At 72.9% G+C, this 15,192-nt stretch carries 16 protein-coding genes; 5 read left to right on the top strand and 11 right to left on the bottom strand.

The genetic code is table 11. The features are described 5' to 3' along the window. Positions 1-38: 38 nt before the first annotated feature. The gene (locus tag ACIA8D_RS26090; protein WP_399236099.1) at positions 39-986 is read right to left on the bottom strand and encodes a TIGR03571 family LLM class oxidoreductase; all 948 of its coding nucleotides are present in this window, start codon (positions 984-986) and stop codon (positions 39-41) included. A 137-nt stretch (positions 987-1,123) separates the two neighbouring features. After that, complete coding sequence (locus ACIA8D_RS26095) at positions 1,124-1,954, bottom strand: aldo/keto reductase (protein ID WP_399235848.1); 831 nt, start codon at positions 1,952-1,954, stop codon at positions 1,124-1,126. 125 nt (positions 1,955-2,079) lie between these two features. On the opposite strand from ACIA8D_RS26095, the gene ACIA8D_RS26100 reads away from it, so the two are divergent. Both ACIA8D_RS26100 and ACIA8D_RS26105 read left to right on the top strand, forming a co-directional pair. Continuing rightward, complete coding sequence (locus tag ACIA8D_RS26100; protein WP_399235850.1) at positions 2,080-3,003, top strand: NADP-dependent oxidoreductase; 924 nt, start codon at positions 2,080-2,082, stop codon at positions 3,001-3,003. Positions 3,004-3,043: 40 nt separating this feature from the next. Next, complete coding sequence (locus ACIA8D_RS26105) at positions 3,044-3,619, top strand: GNAT family N-acetyltransferase (protein ID WP_399235852.1); 576 nt, start codon at positions 3,044-3,046, stop codon at positions 3,617-3,619. A gap of 63 nt (positions 3,620-3,682) precedes the next feature. Here ACIA8D_RS26105 and ACIA8D_RS26110 read toward each other — a convergent pair whose 3' ends face one another. After that, positions 3,683-4,465 (bottom strand): SGNH/GDSL hydrolase family protein, encoded by a 783-nt coding sequence (locus tag ACIA8D_RS26110; protein WP_399235854.1) that lies wholly within the window; start codon positions 4,463-4,465, stop codon positions 3,683-3,685. 112 nt (positions 4,466-4,577) lie between these two features. On the opposite strand from ACIA8D_RS26110, the gene ACIA8D_RS26115 reads away from it, so the two are divergent. Continuing rightward, positions 4,578-4,850 (top strand): holin, encoded by a 273-nt coding sequence (locus ACIA8D_RS26115; RefSeq protein WP_399235856.1) that lies wholly within the window; start codon positions 4,578-4,580, stop codon positions 4,848-4,850. 28 nt (positions 4,851-4,878) lie between these two features. Here the strand turns inward: ACIA8D_RS26115 and ACIA8D_RS26120 are convergent, their stop codons facing one another. The 7 genes from ACIA8D_RS26120 to ACIA8D_RS26150 all read right to left on the bottom strand — a co-directional run bounded on the left by ACIA8D_RS26120 (position 4,879) and on the right by ACIA8D_RS26150 (position 13,717). Then, positions 4,879-5,892 carry a hemolysin family protein gene (locus ACIA8D_RS26120; protein WP_399235858.1) on the bottom strand — a complete coding sequence of 338 codons (1,014 nt, stop codon included), beginning with the start codon at positions 5,890-5,892 and terminating at the stop codon, positions 4,879-4,881. Continuing rightward, on the bottom strand, positions 5,889-7,319 hold the full coding sequence (locus ACIA8D_RS26125) for a hemolysin family protein (RefSeq protein ID WP_399235860.1): 1,431 nt from the start codon (positions 7,317-7,319) through the stop codon (positions 5,889-5,891). Before ACIA8D_RS26125 ends, ACIA8D_RS26120 begins: the two co-directional genes overlap by 4 nt. 200 nt (positions 7,320-7,519) lie before the next feature. Beyond that, positions 7,520-7,963: a GNAT family N-acetyltransferase gene (locus tag ACIA8D_RS26130; protein ID WP_399235862.1), complete on the bottom strand. Its 444-nt coding sequence runs from the start codon at positions 7,961-7,963 to the stop codon at positions 7,520-7,522. Positions 7,964-8,019: 56 nt separating this feature from the next. Beyond that, on the bottom strand, positions 8,020-8,889 hold the full coding sequence (locus tag ACIA8D_RS26135; RefSeq protein WP_399236101.1) for an LLM class F420-dependent oxidoreductase: 870 nt from the start codon (positions 8,887-8,889) through the stop codon (positions 8,020-8,022). Positions 8,890-8,989: 100 nt separating this feature from the next. Then, positions 8,990-11,554: an ABC transporter permease gene (locus ACIA8D_RS26140; RefSeq protein WP_399235864.1), complete on the bottom strand. Its 2,565-nt coding sequence runs from the start codon at positions 11,552-11,554 to the stop codon at positions 8,990-8,992. 2 nt (positions 11,555-11,556) lie between these two features. Further along, a complete protein-coding gene (locus tag ACIA8D_RS26145; RefSeq protein ID WP_399235866.1) occupies positions 11,557-12,348 on the bottom strand; it encodes an ABC transporter ATP-binding protein in 792 nt (263 codons plus the stop codon). 463 nt (positions 12,349-12,811) lie between these two features. Beyond that, positions 12,812-13,717, bottom strand: a complete 906-nt coding sequence (locus ACIA8D_RS26150) for an RNA polymerase sigma factor (RefSeq protein WP_399235868.1) — start codon at positions 13,715-13,717, stop codon at positions 12,812-12,814. A gap of 141 nt (positions 13,718-13,858) precedes the next feature. Here ACIA8D_RS26150 and ACIA8D_RS26155 point away from each other — a divergent pair, with 141 nt between their 5' ends. Further along, on the top strand, positions 13,859-14,098 hold the full coding sequence (locus tag ACIA8D_RS26155; RefSeq protein ID WP_327664513.1) for a toxin-antitoxin system HicB family antitoxin: 240 nt from the start codon (positions 13,859-13,861) through the stop codon (positions 14,096-14,098). Positions 14,099-14,144: 46 nt separating this feature from the next. After that, positions 14,145-14,483, top strand: a complete 339-nt coding sequence (locus ACIA8D_RS26160) for a fic family toxin-antitoxin system, toxin component (protein WP_399236103.1) — start codon at positions 14,145-14,147, stop codon at positions 14,481-14,483. Between the two features lie 2 nt (positions 14,484-14,485). Here ACIA8D_RS26160 and ACIA8D_RS26165 read toward each other — a convergent pair whose 3' ends face one another. Next, positions 14,486-15,184 (bottom strand): class I SAM-dependent methyltransferase, encoded by a 699-nt coding sequence (locus tag ACIA8D_RS26165; RefSeq protein WP_399235871.1) that lies wholly within the window; start codon positions 15,182-15,184, stop codon positions 14,486-14,488. Positions 15,185-15,192: the final 8 nt, after the last annotated feature.

Genomic DNA, 15,192 nt, shown 5'->3' on the forward strand with positions numbered 1-15,192 from the left:
GACGAGTCGCTCAGGACGAGTCGCTCAGAACGAGTCGCTCAGAACGAGGGGAAGTCCGGCAGCACCGTGTCGGCGAGTTCCTTCAGGACCTCGTCGATCGGGCGGTCGCTCGGGCGGAGGTTGAACGAGACGTGGGACACGCCGAGTTCGCCCATGGCCCGCAAGTGCTCCACCAGGGCCGCGCGGCCGGTGCGCAGGCCGAGCCGGATCGCGGTCGCCGGGGCGGCCGGATCCTCCAGGAGGTCCAGCTGCATCGGCGTCAGGTACGGCTTCGGGGCCTCGCCCGTCAGCTCCCGCCACTCCTGGGTCCTGAGGCGCAACGCACCGATCGGGCGCGGGTAGTTGAGAGACGCGTCGGCGTTCCGGGAGATCCACTCCGCGGACTGCTGGGCGTGCCCCGCGACGGCGATCGGAATGGACGGTCCGGTCGGCTTGGGCAGTACCTCCAGGCGGCGGCCCGCGTCGAGACCGAGCGCGGGCAGACTCATGCCCTCGTCCCCGGACCGCGCGGCCCACGCCGCGCGCAGGGTCTCCACGCCCTCGCGGAACGTGGCGCCGCGGGAGTGGAAGTCCGCGCCGGACAAGGGGTATTCGACCGGCCGGTCCCCGCTGGCGAGGCCGAGTACGAACCGGCCGCCGGACAGCGCGTCGACGGTGGCCGCGGCCTTGGCCACCAGCAGCGGCCGCCGCAGTGGAAGGACGACGGCGGCGGTGCCGAGCACGGCGCGCTCGGTGACGGCCGCGAGGTGACCGAGGTGGGTGAACGTCTCGAACACGGAACCGGCGTCGCCGAAGTGCTCGGGGTCGTACAGCGGGACGTCCCGCACCCAGAGCGCGGCGAAGCCCAAGTCGTCCGCGAGTCGGGCGAGTCCGGCGTGCCGGCTCAGGTCGGGGACGCCGAAGGGGCGCCCCGCCGCCCGGTCGGCGCGCAGCCGGGAGTCGCCCCAGTCGTGGTCGAGGGGGAGTTCGAGGCCGAGGGTCGGCAGACCGCCCCGGGGTTCACGAGGTGGTCGAGGGCGGTGGGGGCAGCAGGCATCTCAGGTGGTGCTTTCGGTGCTGTGGACGGCTTCGGCGCCGCGGACGCCTCGGGCGCACACGGCGCGGAACCTCGGGGCCCGCTGGATCAGTTGAGCTCGTCCGGGTGCGGGCCCGTGCGCAGGTCGCGGTCGAGCGTGGCGACGGAGGCCATCTCGTCGTCGGTGAGCGTGAAGTCGAAGACGTCGAGATTCTCGCGGATGCGGGCCGGCGTCACGGACTTGGGGATCACGACGTTGCCGAGCTGGAGGTGCCAGCGCAGGACGACCTGGGCGGGGGACTTGCCGTGGCGGGCGGCGATCGTCGTGATCGCCTCGTCGCCGAGGACCGCGCCCTGCGCGAGCGGGCTCCAGGCCTCGGTGGCGATGCCGAGATCGGCGTGCACGGCGCGCAGCTCGCTCTGCTGGAGGCCCGGGTGCAGCTCGACCTGGTTGACGGCGGGGACGAGCTCCGAGCCGTCGATGAGGCGCTGGAGGTGCGCGGGCTGGAAGTTGGAGACGCCCGCCGTGCGGATCCGGCCGTCGGCGACCAGCTTCTCGATGGCCTTCCAGGTCTCCCGGTAGAGGTCGCGCTCCGGGGTCGGCCAGTGGATGAGGTACAGGTCGACGTGGTCGAGGCCCAGCTTCTCCAGCGAGGCGTCGAAGGCGGCCAGGGTCGCGTCGTACCCCTGGTCGGCGTTCCACAGCTTGGTCGTGATGAACAGGTCCTCGCGGGCGATGCCGGAGGTGGCGAGGGCGCGGCCGACGCCGGTCTCGTTCCCGTAGATCGCCGCGGTGTCGATGCTGCGGTAACCGGCCTCGAGCGCGGCGCTCACGGCCGCGGTGGTCTCGTCGTCCGGCACCTGGAAGACGCCGAAGCCGAGCTGCGGGACCTCGACGCCGTTGTTGAGGGTGACGGTGGGAATGGTGGACGGTGCCATGATGCGTGCGGCCTTTCCGGTGATGCGGGGGGCTTACGTCGTACGACGGTACTTGCAGGCGCGGGTTAAGTGCAAACGCACGTATCGGGGGCTTGCATTTACCTCCGTGTGCAACCATTGCTCGGATGAAGGCCATCACTCTGAACGCATACGGCGGCCCCGACGCGCTGCGGCTCACCGACCTCGCCGACCCGAAGGTCGCGCCCGGTGAGGTGCTGATCCGGGTCAGGGCCGCCGGGGTCAACCCGGTCGACTGGAAGCTCGCCGCGGGCGGCCTCGACCCGATCATGGAGACGCACTTCCCCCTCGTCCCCGGCTGGGACGTGGCCGGAGTGGTCGAGCGCGTCGGCTTCGACGTCGAGGAGTTCGCACCCGGCGACGAGGTCTTCGGCTACATCCGCAAGGACACCGCCCAGCTCGGCGCCTACGCCGAATACGTCTCCGCGCACGTGCGCATGCTGGCCCGCAAGCCCGCCGCGCTCTCCTGGGAGCAGGCCGCGGGTGTCCCGCTCGCCGGGCTCACGGCGTACCAGGCCGTCAAGCGCGTGGGCGTCCGCGCCGGTGACACCGTCCTGGTGCACGCGGCCGCGGGCGGCGTCGGCTCGTTCGCCGTCCAGATCGCCGTGGCGCTCGGCGCCCGCGTGATCGGCACGGCGAGCGCCCGCAACCACGATTTCGTACGGGAGCTGGGCGCGGAACCCGTGACCTACGGCCCCGGACTCGCCGACCGGGTCACGGAGTTGGCGCCCGAGGGCATCGGCGCGGCGCTCGACTTCGTCGGTGGCGCGGAGGCCGTCGACACCTCGCTGCGGCTGCTCGACAGGGCCGACCGGTTCGCGTCGATCGTCGAGGCGGAGGCCGCCGAGAAGGGCGGCCACTATGTGTGGGTCCGCCCGGACCCGGCCGACCTCACGGCGCTCGCCGGCCTCGCCGACGCCGGGAAGCTGACGGTGCCCGTCGCCCGGGTGCTCCCGCTCGCCGAGGCCGCCGAGGCCTGGCGTCTCAGCGCCGAGGGGCACACGCGGGGCAAGCTCGTCCTGTCCGTGTAACCGGAGGTTTTGTCCCGCGCATCGTGCCAGGGTTGGGCGCATGACCTTCGACGTGCGCCCCGCCTCGGTGTTCGAGGACGTCCGAGCCGTGCTCGGCCCGAAGTCGGCCACCGCCACCGTGTGCTGGTGCCTGAGTTACCGGATCCCGTCCAAGCTCAACAACGATCTCCGTGGCCCGGCCCGCGGCGACTACGTCGGCGAACTGTGCCGCGCCGGTACGCCGCCGGGAGTGCTCGCCTATGACGGCGACGAGCCGGTCGGCTGGGCCGCCGTGGCACCCCGCTCGGACACCTCGTTCGCCCGCAGCCGCACCATTCCGCGCGTCGACGACCTGCCGGTGTGGTCCCTGTGGTGCATCCGGGCCCGCCCCGGCCACCGCAAGCAGGGCGTCTCGCATGCCCTGATCGCCGGGGCGGCCGACTTCGCCCGCTCCCACGGCGCGCCGATGCTCGAGGCGTACCCGCTCGACAACGGGGAGGCGCGCGTGAACGCGACCATGGCGTACGCCGGGATCCGCGAGAACTTCGAGCGCGCCGGGTTCACGCACGCCGCCGACACCACCTCGGTGCTGGCCGGTCATCCCCGCGTCCTGATGCGGCTCGACCTGCGGAGTTAGGGGCCTGTTAGACCTGTTGTTCGGGTCAGGTCCGTCGTTCGGGGCCAGGGCCAGAGCCAGGACCTAGGAGCGCGGCTCCTGCGCGTACGGGGCCAGTTCCGCCCGCTTCGGCGCCCGGCCGTCGCCCGACGACCTGCCCGTCAGGCGGCGGCCGATCCACGGCACGAGGTGCTGCTTGGCGAAGCGGGCGTCGGCCACCCGGCGCGACGCCCAGTTCGGCGGGAGCGCGGGCGGCAGCGCGGCGCGCCAGTCGGACTCCGCGTCGTGGCCGAGGCCCTGCCAGACCGCCTCAGCGACCCGGCGGTGGCCCTCTGCCGTGAGGTGCAGCCGGTCCACGTCCCACAGCCGCTGGTCGCCGAGGACCGGCGCCCCGTACAGGTCGACGACGAGGGCGTCGTGCTTCGCCGCCAGCTCGTCGATGCAGGTGAACAGCTCCTCCATGCGCGGCCGGAAGCGCTCCATCACCGGGCCGTTGCGGCCCGGGCTGCGCATCAGGACGAGCTGCCCGCAGGACGGGGCCAGCGTCTCCACGGCCTGCGTGAGCAGATCGCGGACGCGGACCATGTCGCACTTGGGGCGCAAGGTGTCGTTGAGGCCGCCGACCAGGGTCACCACGTCGGCCTTCATCGCCGCGGCGACATCGATCTGCTCGTCGACGATCTGGCCGATGAGCTTGCCGCGTACGGCGAGGTTCGCGTAGCGGAAGTCCGGGGTCCGCGCGGCCATCCGGGCGGCGAGGAGGTCGGCCCATCCCCGGTAGGAGCCGTCGGGCAGCAGATCCGACATGCCCTCGGTGAAGGAGTCGCCGACGGCGACGAGGCTGGTGTGGGTGGGGTTCGTGTGCATGACTCCTCAGATCGTATCCCGAGGCAACGAAGTGGTGGGCGCCGCAGGTCTGTGCAGCCGCGCCCGGCGGCGGTATGCCGGGAGCGGACACGGTGAACGGGGGGAGCGGGTCATGTGGAGCATCGGTTTCTGGAAGGCCACCGCCGAGCGTGCGATCCGGACGTTCGCGCAGGCGCTCGCGGCGGTGCTGGTCGCGGGCGCGACGAACCTGCTGGACGTCGACTGGGCCGCGGCCCTCGGCACGGCGGGGCTCGCCGCGCTGCTCGCGGTCCTCACGGCGGTCGGCACCGCGGGCATCGGCCCGCACGGGCCCGGCGTCCTGGAGTCCCCGACGCCGGAACCCGTGCCTCAGACCCGGGCCGACCCGCCCGCCGCCGGCACCTGAGGGCGGGCGGCGCGGCGGGCCCGGCCGCTCACACCGGCTGGCCGAACAGCTCCCGCAGCACGTCTTCCATGGTCACCAGACCGGCGAGCCGGCCGTCCGCGCCGAGCACCGCCGCGACATGCGTACGGCTGCCGCGCATCGCGGTCATCACGTCGTCCAGCGGCGTCGTCTCGCGTACGCGCGCGATGGACCGCATGTCCGGCACCCGGAACGGCAGGTCGCGCGGCGTCGCGTCCAGGGCGTCCTTCACGTGGAGGTAGCCGACGATCCGCCGCCCCTCGTCCACCACGGGGAAGCGCGAGAACCCGGACTCGGCGGAGAGCCGCTCCAGCTCCTCGGGCGTGACGCCCACGCGCGCGTAGACGACCTTCTCGATCGGCAGGACGACGTCCTTGATGGGGCGGCGGCCGAGTTCGAGCGCGTCGTGCAGGCGCTCCTGCGCGCGGTCGTCGATGAGCCCCGCCTCGGAGGAGTCCTTGACCATACGGGCCAGCTCGTCGTCCGAGAACGTCGCCGTGACCTCGTCCTTCGCCTCCACGCGGAGCAGTTTGAGCAGTCCGTTGGCGAAGGCGTTGATCGCGAAGATCACCGGGCGCAGGGCGCGCGCGATCGCCACGAGCGGCGGGCCGAGCAGCAGCGCCGAGCGCACCGGCTCGGCGAGCGCGATGTTCTTCGGCACCATCTCGCCGAGCAGCATGTGCAGATACGTCGCCACGGTCAGCGCGATCACGAACGAGATCGGGTGCACCAGGCCGTGCGGCACGCCGACCGCGTCGAACGCGGGCTCCAGCAGATGCGCGATGGCCGGCTCGGCGACGATGCCGAGCACCAGCGTGCACAGCGTGATGCCGAGCTGGGCCGCGGCCAGTAGCGCCGAGACGTGTTCGAGGCCCCACATGACGCTGCGCGCGCGCCGGTCGCCCTCCTCGGCGTACGGCTCGATCTGGCTGCGGCGCACCGAGATCAGCGCGAACTCGCCGCCCACGAAGAAGGCGTTGACGACGAGGGTCGCCAGGCCGATGAGCAATTGGATCGCGGTCATCGGGCCGCCCCCTTCTCGTGCGAGGTCCTGTCGGCCCTGGCGGACCTGTGCGAGGCCTTGGCCTTCGCGGCCGCCCGGCCGCTCTTCTCCTCGCCCGCCGACCGGCGCTCCTCGGTGTCCAGGATCAGCGGCGCGTGCAGCAGCACGCGGGCCGCGCGGCGCCCGTGTGCGTCCACGACGTCGAGCCGCCACCCGGTGACCTCGACGCTGTCGCCGATGTCCGGGATCCGGCCCAGCTCGGTCGCGACGAGCCCGGCGAGGGTCTCGTACGGTCCGTCCGGCGCGCGCAGGCCGACCCGCGCGAGCTGGTCGGTGCGGGCGGCGCCGTCGGCGGAGTAGAGGGTGCGGCCCTCGGGGTCGGTGCCCGCGGCCGCGATGTCGGGGGTCTCGTGCGGATCGTGCTCGTCGCGGACCTCGCCGACGACCTCCTCGACGATGTCCTCCAGGGTGGCCACCCCGGCCGTGCCCCCGTACTCGTCGATGACGACGGCCATCGTCCGCTTGCCGGAGAGCCGGTCGAGCAGCCGGTCCACGGTCAGCGTCTCCGGCACCAGGAGCGGCTCGCGCAGCAGATCGGAGACGCCCTTGCGGGCCCGCTGCTCGTCGGGCACCGCGAGGACGTCCTTGATGTGCACGACGCCGACGACGGAGTCGAGGCTGCCCCGGTAGACGGGGAAGCGGGACAGGCCGGTGGCCCGCGTCGCGTTCGCCACGTCCTCGCAGGTGGCCTGCAGATCGAGGGCCATGACCTGGACGCGCGGCGTCATCACGTTCTCGGCCGTCAGGTCGGCGAGGTTCAGGGTGCGCACGAACAGCTCGGCGGTGTCCGCCTCCAGCGAGCCCTCCTTCGCGGAGTGCCGGGCGAGCGCCATCAGCTCCTGCGGGCCGCGCGCGGAGGCCAGCTCCTCGGTCGGCTCGATGCCGAAGCGGCGCACCAGCCGGTTCGCCGTGTTGTTGAGGTGCGTGATGAACGGCCGGAATGCCGCACTGAACAGCCGCTGCGGCGTCGCCACCTTCTTGGCCACAGCAACCGGCGACGAGATCGCCCAGTTCTTCGGCACCAGCTCGCCGACGACCATCAGGAACACGGTCGACAGGGCGGTGCCGAGCACCAGGGCGACCGAGGTCGAGACCCCTTCGGACAGGCCGAGGGACTCCAGCGGCCCCGACAGGAGCTTGGAGATGGACGGCTCGGCGAGCATGCCGACGACGAGGTTGGTGACGGTGATGCCGAGCTGGGCGCCGGAGAGCTGGAAGGTGAGGTTCCGTACGGCTCGCAGGGCGCCGGCCGCGCCGCGCTCACCGCGCTCGACGGCCTCTTCGAGGTCCGCGCGCTCCACGGTCGTGAGCGAGAACTCCGCCGCGACGAAGGCGCCGCAGGCCAGGGACAGCAGGACTGCGACGGCGAGCAGCAGAACTTCGGTCATCGGGACGTCACCTCCGTCCCATGGTCGGCCAGGGGCGGGACGGATGCGCGCTCGTGGGGGCCGCGCGGGGGGACGAAGCGGGGACTGGGAGGCTCGCCCATGGGCGGACGCTCACACCTTTCGTAGAAGTTCGAGTCAGTTCGAGTTACCCATCCATGGTAAAGGACCGGCAAAGCGAAATTTCCGGCCGCGGGACGACTTCAGCCGTCGAGGGCGGCAGCGGTGTCGAGCGGCTTGACCCAGCGCGACCACTGCGGCTCCCGCGCGTAGCCGGCCGCCTGCCACGCGTGCCGCGCCCGCTCGTTCCGGTCCAGGACCATGGCGTCCCCGCGGCGTCCGCCGAGCGCGACGAACCGCTCCTCCGCCGCCGCGAGCAGCGCGGACGCGATGCCCTGCCGTCGGGCCGCGGGGTGCACCGCGAGCCGGTACAGATGGCAGCGCCAGCCGTCGAACCCGGCGATGACCGTGCCCACGAGCCCACCGTCGCGCTCGGCGAGCAGCAGGGCCGCGGGGTCCCGCTCGACCAGTCGCTCGACGCCCGAGCGGTCGTCGCTGATGCTGGTGCCCTCCGCGGCCTCCTTCCAGAACGCGAGCACGGCGTCGAGATCGGCGGGTCCTGCGGCACGTATACGAAGATCACTCATGGTCGGATCCCACCACCGCGGGCCGCCCGGCGCCGCGGATTTCACATGCCGGACGCTCAGTGGCCCCGCAGCTCCTCGATCACCGGTCCGAGTGCCTCCATGTACGGCTCCAGGACGGTGATGTACGAGAACCCGAACCGCTCGCGCCGCTCCAGGAGCTGCCCGGCGATCTCCTCGACGGTGCCGACGAGGAGCAGCGGGGAGTCGAGCACCTGCTCCTGGGTGAGGTGCGGCAGATGCTCCAGGAGCGGCTGGACGGCCGCCGGCCGGTCGTCGGTCACCGCCGCGAACTGCACCAGCAGATTGAGTTCGGCGCTCTCCGGGCGATCGGCGGCGAACTTCCGGTAGGCGGCGACCCGCCCCTCCAGCTCGTCACCGGTCAGGGGTTCGAGACCGCCCGCGTTGCCCTGGGGCGCGCGGGCCCCGGTGAACGCCGCGATGTCGGCGTGCTCGGCGGTGATCCGCAGCATCCGGTCGCCGTTCGCGCCGATCAGGAGCGGGGGCCGCGGGCCCTGGTCGGGGGCGGACAGCAGCCGGTCGAGCTCCGCGACGGTGTGCTCCAGATGGTCGACGCGGCTGCCCGGCGTGCCCCACTCCAGGCCGGCCTGCTCGAACTCCTCGCGAACGTAACCGGTGCCGAGGCCCAGTTCGAGACGGCCGCCGGTCAGCGCGACGGTGGTGGTGACCTCGCGGGCGAGCAGCACCGGGTTCCAGAACGCGCAGTTGAGGACGAAAGTCCCCACCTTCGGCCGGCTCGTCGCGTCGGCCGCGGCCACCAGCGAGGGGAACGGCGACGGGGCGCCCAGATGGTCGGGCACGAGGATCACGTCGTAGCCGAGCTCCTCGGCCCGCCCGCACTTGGCGCGCCACGCGTCGTCCGGCGCGGGCGTGACCATGTTGACGCCGAAGCGGAACGGGCGTGCCACCCGCGAACCTTCCGTAGCCATGAACTCTCCTCCGAACGTGGACAGTTACCGGGGCCGACCCTAGGGCCTGTCGTCCGGACCAGGCCGCACGTCCGCCCCGCTATTCGTGCGCGATCGCCGCCAGCACGTTCAGCCGCGAGGCCCGCAGGGCCGGCAGCAGCGCCGCCGCGAGGCCCACGACCACCGAGCCGACCACCACCGCGACGATCGTCGACCACGGGATCGCCAGCGCCTTCATGCCCTCCAGGGCGAGCACCCGCTGCGCGACCACGCCCCATATGAGGCCGAGCGCGAGCCCGAGCACCGCCCCGAACACGGCGATCACCACCGACTCCAGGCGGATCATGCGCCGCAACTGGCGCCGCGCGAGCCCGATCGCCCGCAGCAGCCCGATCTCCCGCGTCCGTTCCACGACCGACAGGGCAAGCGTGTTGACCACGCCGAGGACCGCGATGACGATCGCCAGGCCGAGCAGCGCGTACACCAGGTACAGGAGCACCGCGATCTGCCCGTGGATTAGCTCCTTGTAGTCGGCGAGGTCGCGCACCTGCACCTGCGGATACGGATCGAGCGACTTCTCCAGGCGCTCGCGCAGCACGTCGGGCGCGGTGCCGGAGGAGGCGTTCACGTACACCGCCGAGTCCTGGCCGCCCGGCGCGTACCGCACCAGCGTGGACATGCCCATCGCGAAGCCGCCGGACATCCCGAAGTCGTTGGCCTCCTGGTCGGTGAGGGCGCCCACGGTCAGCTCGGTGCGCTTCCCGCCGGGGAACTCCACGGGCAGGACGCTGCCGATCCGTGCCCGGTGCTCGTCGGCGAAGTCCTTCTGCAACAGCAGGTGCCGGGGTGCCAGGCCGGTCGCGCTGGTGCCCCGCGCGTACGTCACGTGCGCCACGTCGTCGACCCGCCGGTCCCACCCGGCGGCCGTCGTCTTCACCCGCTTCCCGTCCGGCATCCGCACGGCGAGCGCGGTGAACCGCTGGCGCACGACCTGGCCCACGCCGTCCGTCGCCCGGATCTTCCGGGTGACCTCCTGCGGGAACGGCATGAAGTTGGCGTTCTGCACGGTGAAGTCGGCGCCCAGTGTGTCGTCGATCTGCTGGTCGAACGACTTGCTCATGGAAGCGCTCGCCACCGACATCCCCGCCACCAGCGCGAGCCCCACCATCAGGGCCGCAGCCGTGGCACCCGTCCTGCGCGGGTTGCGCAGTGCGTTGCGCTGGCTCATCCGGCCGACCGAGCCGAACACGGCGGGGAACGCGCCGCCCAGGACCCGGATCACGGGACGTACGAGCAGCGGACCCGCGACGACCGTCGCGATCAGCGTGAGGACGATGCCGAGGCCGAGCAGCGAGGCCGCGGGCCCCGTGTCGTCCGCCGTCCAGCACCCGATCAGCGCGGCGGCGCCCGCCGCCCCGATCACCGAGCCCACCAGCGCCCGGATCCGCAACGGCCGCCCCACGCCCGTGATCTCGGCATCGGCGAGCGCCGCCATCGGGGAGACGCGGGCCGCCCGCCGGGACGGCAGATAGGCGGCCACGAACGTGACCCCGACGCCGACCACGAACGACGCGACGGGCGTGCCCCAGCCCACCGCCATCTCCGTGGACTTGAGGTTCATCCCGAAGACGCTCATCAGCTTGATCAGCCCGACGGCGAGCCCCACACCGAGCGCGAACCCGGTCGCCGAACCGACGAGGCCCAGCAGCACCGCCTCGGTCAGCACGGAGCGCCGCACCTGCCGGCGGTCCGCGCCGAGCGCCCGCAGCAGCCCCAACTCCCGGGTCCGCTGGGCGATCAGCATCGAGAACGTGTTGACGATGAGGAACACGCCGACCAGGACCGCGATCCCGGCGAAGCCGAGCATCACGTACTTGATGACGTCGAGGAACCCGCCCAGGTCCGCGGCGGCCGACTCGGCGTCCTCGTCCGCCGTCTTCAAGTCGTAGGCCCCGCCCAGCTCCTGGCCGATCCGCCGCTTGAGCGTCGCGTCGGCGACACCCGGCGCCGCGTCCACCACGATGCTCGACGCCCGGCCGGTGCCGCCGAGCAGCCGGCGCTGCGCGGTGCCGGTGTCCAGGAAGACGAGGGCCGCGCCCGGGTTCGTCGTACGGAACGTGGCGATGCCGACGACCTCGACCTTGAACGAGCCGGGTTCGGCCAGCACCGTGAGCGGGTCCCCGATCCGCACGTGCTTCTTGTCTGCGGTGTCCGCGTCGAGCAGCGCCTGGCGGGGCCCGCGCGGCGCGTGCCCCGACGTCAGGCGCACCGGACTGCGGTCCGTGGGCTCCCAGTTGGTGGCGATGGTGGGCGCGCCGGTGGTCGGCCCCACCGACTTGTTGTGCCGGTCGACCACGGTGATGTTCTCGACGCCCGCGTCGATGTGCGTGGCGGCCACGCCGTCGACCCGGTCGATCCGCCCGGCCAGCGCGGCGGGCACCGTACGCACCGTGCCCGAGGGCACGGACTCGTCGAAGTCGTCCTCCTTGGGGCCCACCCGCACGTCCGCGGACGTCGAGGCGAAGAGCCGGTCGAAGGTGCGCGACACGGTGTCCGAGAAGATCAGGCTGCCCGCGACGAACGCCACCGACAGGACGACGGCGAGCGCGGACAGGACGAGGCGCCCCTTGTGCGCCAGGAAGCTCCGTAACGTCGCCTTCAGCATGGCTACGCCCGGGGGGCCGGTTTCTCGGCGACGGCCTGGCGCACGACGTCGAACTGCTTCATGCGCTCCAGGACGGCCTCGGCGGTGGGCTCGCGCATCTCGTCCACGAGGCGGCCGTCACCGAGGAAGAGGACCAGGTCGGCGTGGGCGGCGGCGCCCGGGTCGTGGGTCACCATGACCACGGTCTGGCCCAGTTCGTCGACCGACTGGCGCAGGAATCCGAGGACTTCGAGCCCGGCCCGCGAGTCCAGGTTCCCCGTCGGCTCGTCGGCGAAGATCAGCTCGGGGCGCGCGGCGAGCGCCCGCGCGCACGCGACGCGCTGCTGCTGGCCGCCGGACAACTGGGCGGGCCGGTGCTTCAGCCGGTCCCGCAGGCCGAGCGTGTCGATGACCTGCTCCAGCCACTTCGGGTCGGGGGACTTGCCCGCGATGTCCATCGGCAGCGTGATGTTCTCCGCCGCGTTCAGCGTGGGGATCAGGTTGAAGGACTGGAACATGAAGCCCACGCGGTCGCGCCGCAGCCGCGTCAGGTCGCGCTCCTTCAGGCCCGTGATCTCCGTTTCGCCCAGCCATACCTGGCCCGCCGAGACCGTGTCGAGTCCCGCCAGGCAGTGCATCAGCGTGGATTTGCCCGAGCCCGAGGGCCCCATCACGGCCGTGAACCGGCCGCGGGCGATGTCCACGTCCACCGCGTCGAGGGCGAGCACCTGCGTCTCGCCGGAGCCGTACGCCTTCGTCAGGCCCCTGGCCCGCGCGGCGACAGCGGCATCCTTGACCACACTCGTTCCCCCCACCCCAACTCCCTTACGTCGTAAGCCAGTTGCGCATCGACCTCGAAGGCTCGACATCGGGTTCCGAGGATAGTCGCTCGCTCTGACAACGGGCCTTCGGAGCGCGTCCATGCCGCTCACCTTCCAGCCGTCGGCGGTGCGGCCCATGGCCGGGATCTCACCGGCGGGCAGCGTCAGCGAGACATCTCGCCGGACCACTCGCCGAGCGAAGGGCTTGGCAAGTCCTTCGACGCGGACCTCGGCACCCATCCGGTCCCCCTCCGGCCGTGCTGCCGCACTTCTGACACCTGCTCCACGGGGAGGCGGGGCCGGTCCGTCGCGGCGGGGGCGGATGTTTTCCGGGGGTGCTCAGGCTCCGGTGAAGGCGTCGCCGGTGGCGGGGACGGAGCCGCGGACGGCGACACGGTCACGGACGGCAGCCGCAGGCCGGACACCGTCACCCCCAGCACCGAAACGGAGAGCGGTGTCAGCGTCGGCAGGGTGAAGGCGGGCAGCGCCATGGTCGGCAACCGTCGCGCAGGGGCCGCGGCGGTGGCGCTCGAGCTCGTGCGCTCGGACGGGTCGGCGGCCTGCCGATGAGCGGCCTGCGGCCTGCGGCTTGCGGCTTGCGGGGGAGCGCGGAGGCGGGACGGCCGGCGCCTACGGGCCGGACCTGCCCCGTCGGCGCCTCGGCCGCCCGTGGCCCGGCGGACGGCCGAGGCGCGGTGTGTTCGGCGGCGTACGGCAGCACGAGCCCCGCCACCACCAGGCCGCCCGCCGCGGAGGACACTGCGACGGCCTGCGCGGGACCGCTCGCCGCGAGCTTGCCGCGCGCCCACAGGAACGCCGCGAGCCCCAGCGTCCCGGCCAGCGTGGAGCGCAGGGTGCGCCGGGCCCGCGCCAGCAGCGATTCGACGGTCCGGTAGTTCAGCCGCATCCGCAGGGCCACCTCGCCCACGTCGAGGCCCTCGGACTTCAGCCGCAGCGCCTCGGCCTGGCGCTCGGGCAGCTGGGCGCTGCGGGCCGCCAGCCGGCGCGCCTCGTCCCGGTCGCACGCGGCCTCGTCGACCGGCACGGGCCCCGGGACCGTCAGCGTGGGACTGCGGTGCACCTCGGCCTCCCGCGTGACCTGCCGGTGCCGGTCGACGCACAGGCGCAGCGTCACCGCCGTGAGCCACCCGCCGAGCCGCTCGTCGTCCGGGCCGGGCCGCTCCGTCGCGCGCAGCATCGCCTCGTGCGCCGCGTCCTCGGCGTCCTCCGGGGACACGGATCTGCGCCGGGCGACCCGGAGCAGGTCCTCGCGGTGGCTCCAGACGGGCAGCCAGCGCTCGGGGCAGGTGCCGCGGCCCGGGGGCGCGGCGGCGTGCGGTGTGTCCGGCCTGCCCATCGGCATGAGGGCCCCTTCGCGCTCATCCGCCGGTCCTGTCCCGTCCGGCCCGCGAGAGTACAGCCGGAGATCAAAGGTGTGGAGAGGCGCAGACGATCGATCGTCCGCGCCTTGCCGGTGCTAGCGCATCGGCGCTAGCGTGGAGGCATGGCCAAGACGCAGCTGAACGTCAGGGTGGAGGAGGGCACCGCCCGCGCCGCCCGTGAGCGCGCGCTCGCCCAAGGGGTGAGCGTGAACCGGTACATCGAGGAGCTGGTGCGGCGCGACGCCGGTGAGCAGGGGCGAACGTTCGTCGACGCCGCCGCGGACTTCATGAAGCAGTACGAATCGGTGTTCGCCGAGGAGTTCGGCGCGGACACGGAAGGCCGGCGCCGCCCCGTTGAGTGAACCGCCGCAGCCCCCGCATCTCACCATCGACCTCGCCTGGCTGCTCATGGTCGCCGAGCAGAAGACCCCCGGTGATCCGCAGGTCACCGACTGGGGCGCCCTGGTGTCCGCCGTCGCCCGCCACCGGGCCGCGATATTCGACGTGCCGGTCTACGACTCGCCGCACGCGCGCGCCGCCGCCCTCCTGCAACTCCTCATCCACGTACCGGCGTTGGAGCGCTCGAACGTGATGTACGCGACGGCCGTCGCCTACGCGTACCTCGTCGCCAGCGGGTTGAAGATCGTCACGTCGCCCGAGCAGATCCGCGATCTGGCGCGGCTGGTGAAGACGGGCACGGCGACGATCGACGACATCGAGAAGGAACTGCGAACCTGGAGCCTGTGAGGCTACGTGCGGTCCACGGAGTCCGCGGGGCGCCTGGCCGTGCCCAGCACGCAGTACGCCATCGGCTGCCGCGGCCCGTGCCCCGGCATGGTCAGCGCCCGGTGGTCGCCGAGCTCGAAGCCGGCCGCGTGCAGCGAGCCGAGGGCGTCCCGCCGCAGATGGCAGCCGCCGACACAGAGCGGCCACACGGTCCGGTCGAGGGCCGTCTGCACCAGGCGCATGCCGCGCCCGGGAGCCCGCACATGTTCGAAGAACCGCACCTGACCGCCAGGCCGCAGCACGCGCCGCACCTCACGCAGGGCGCGGTCCACGCTCCGCACGCTGCACAGGACGGTGCTGAGCACCACGGCGTCGTATGCCTCGCTCTTCACGGGCAGCGCCTCCGCGGCGCCCGGCACCACGTCGACCGGCACGTCCGCGCGCTGCGCCGCGTCGAGGGCGATCCGGCGCAGGGTGCGCTCCGGTTCGATGGCGACGACCTCGGAGACGGTGGACGGATAGTGCCCGAAACCGATGCCGGTCCCGGCGCCGACCTCCAGCACCCGCCCCGAAAGGCCGGCGACGAGCTCGCGGCGCACGGGGGCCATGAGGGGTTCCGCCCGCTCGACGACCTGCGCGTAGTACCGCGCGAACACCGGGTGATGCACGGCGTCCCCGCCGCCGGCTGCCCTGCCGGCTGATCGTGCCTGTTCCCTGCCCACGATGGCGC

Origin of the sequence: Streptomyces sp. NPDC051684, assembly GCF_044453445.1 — a bacterium.
In the GTDB taxonomy this organism is placed as follows: Bacteria; Actinomycetota; Actinomycetes; order Streptomycetales; family Streptomycetaceae; genus Streptomyces.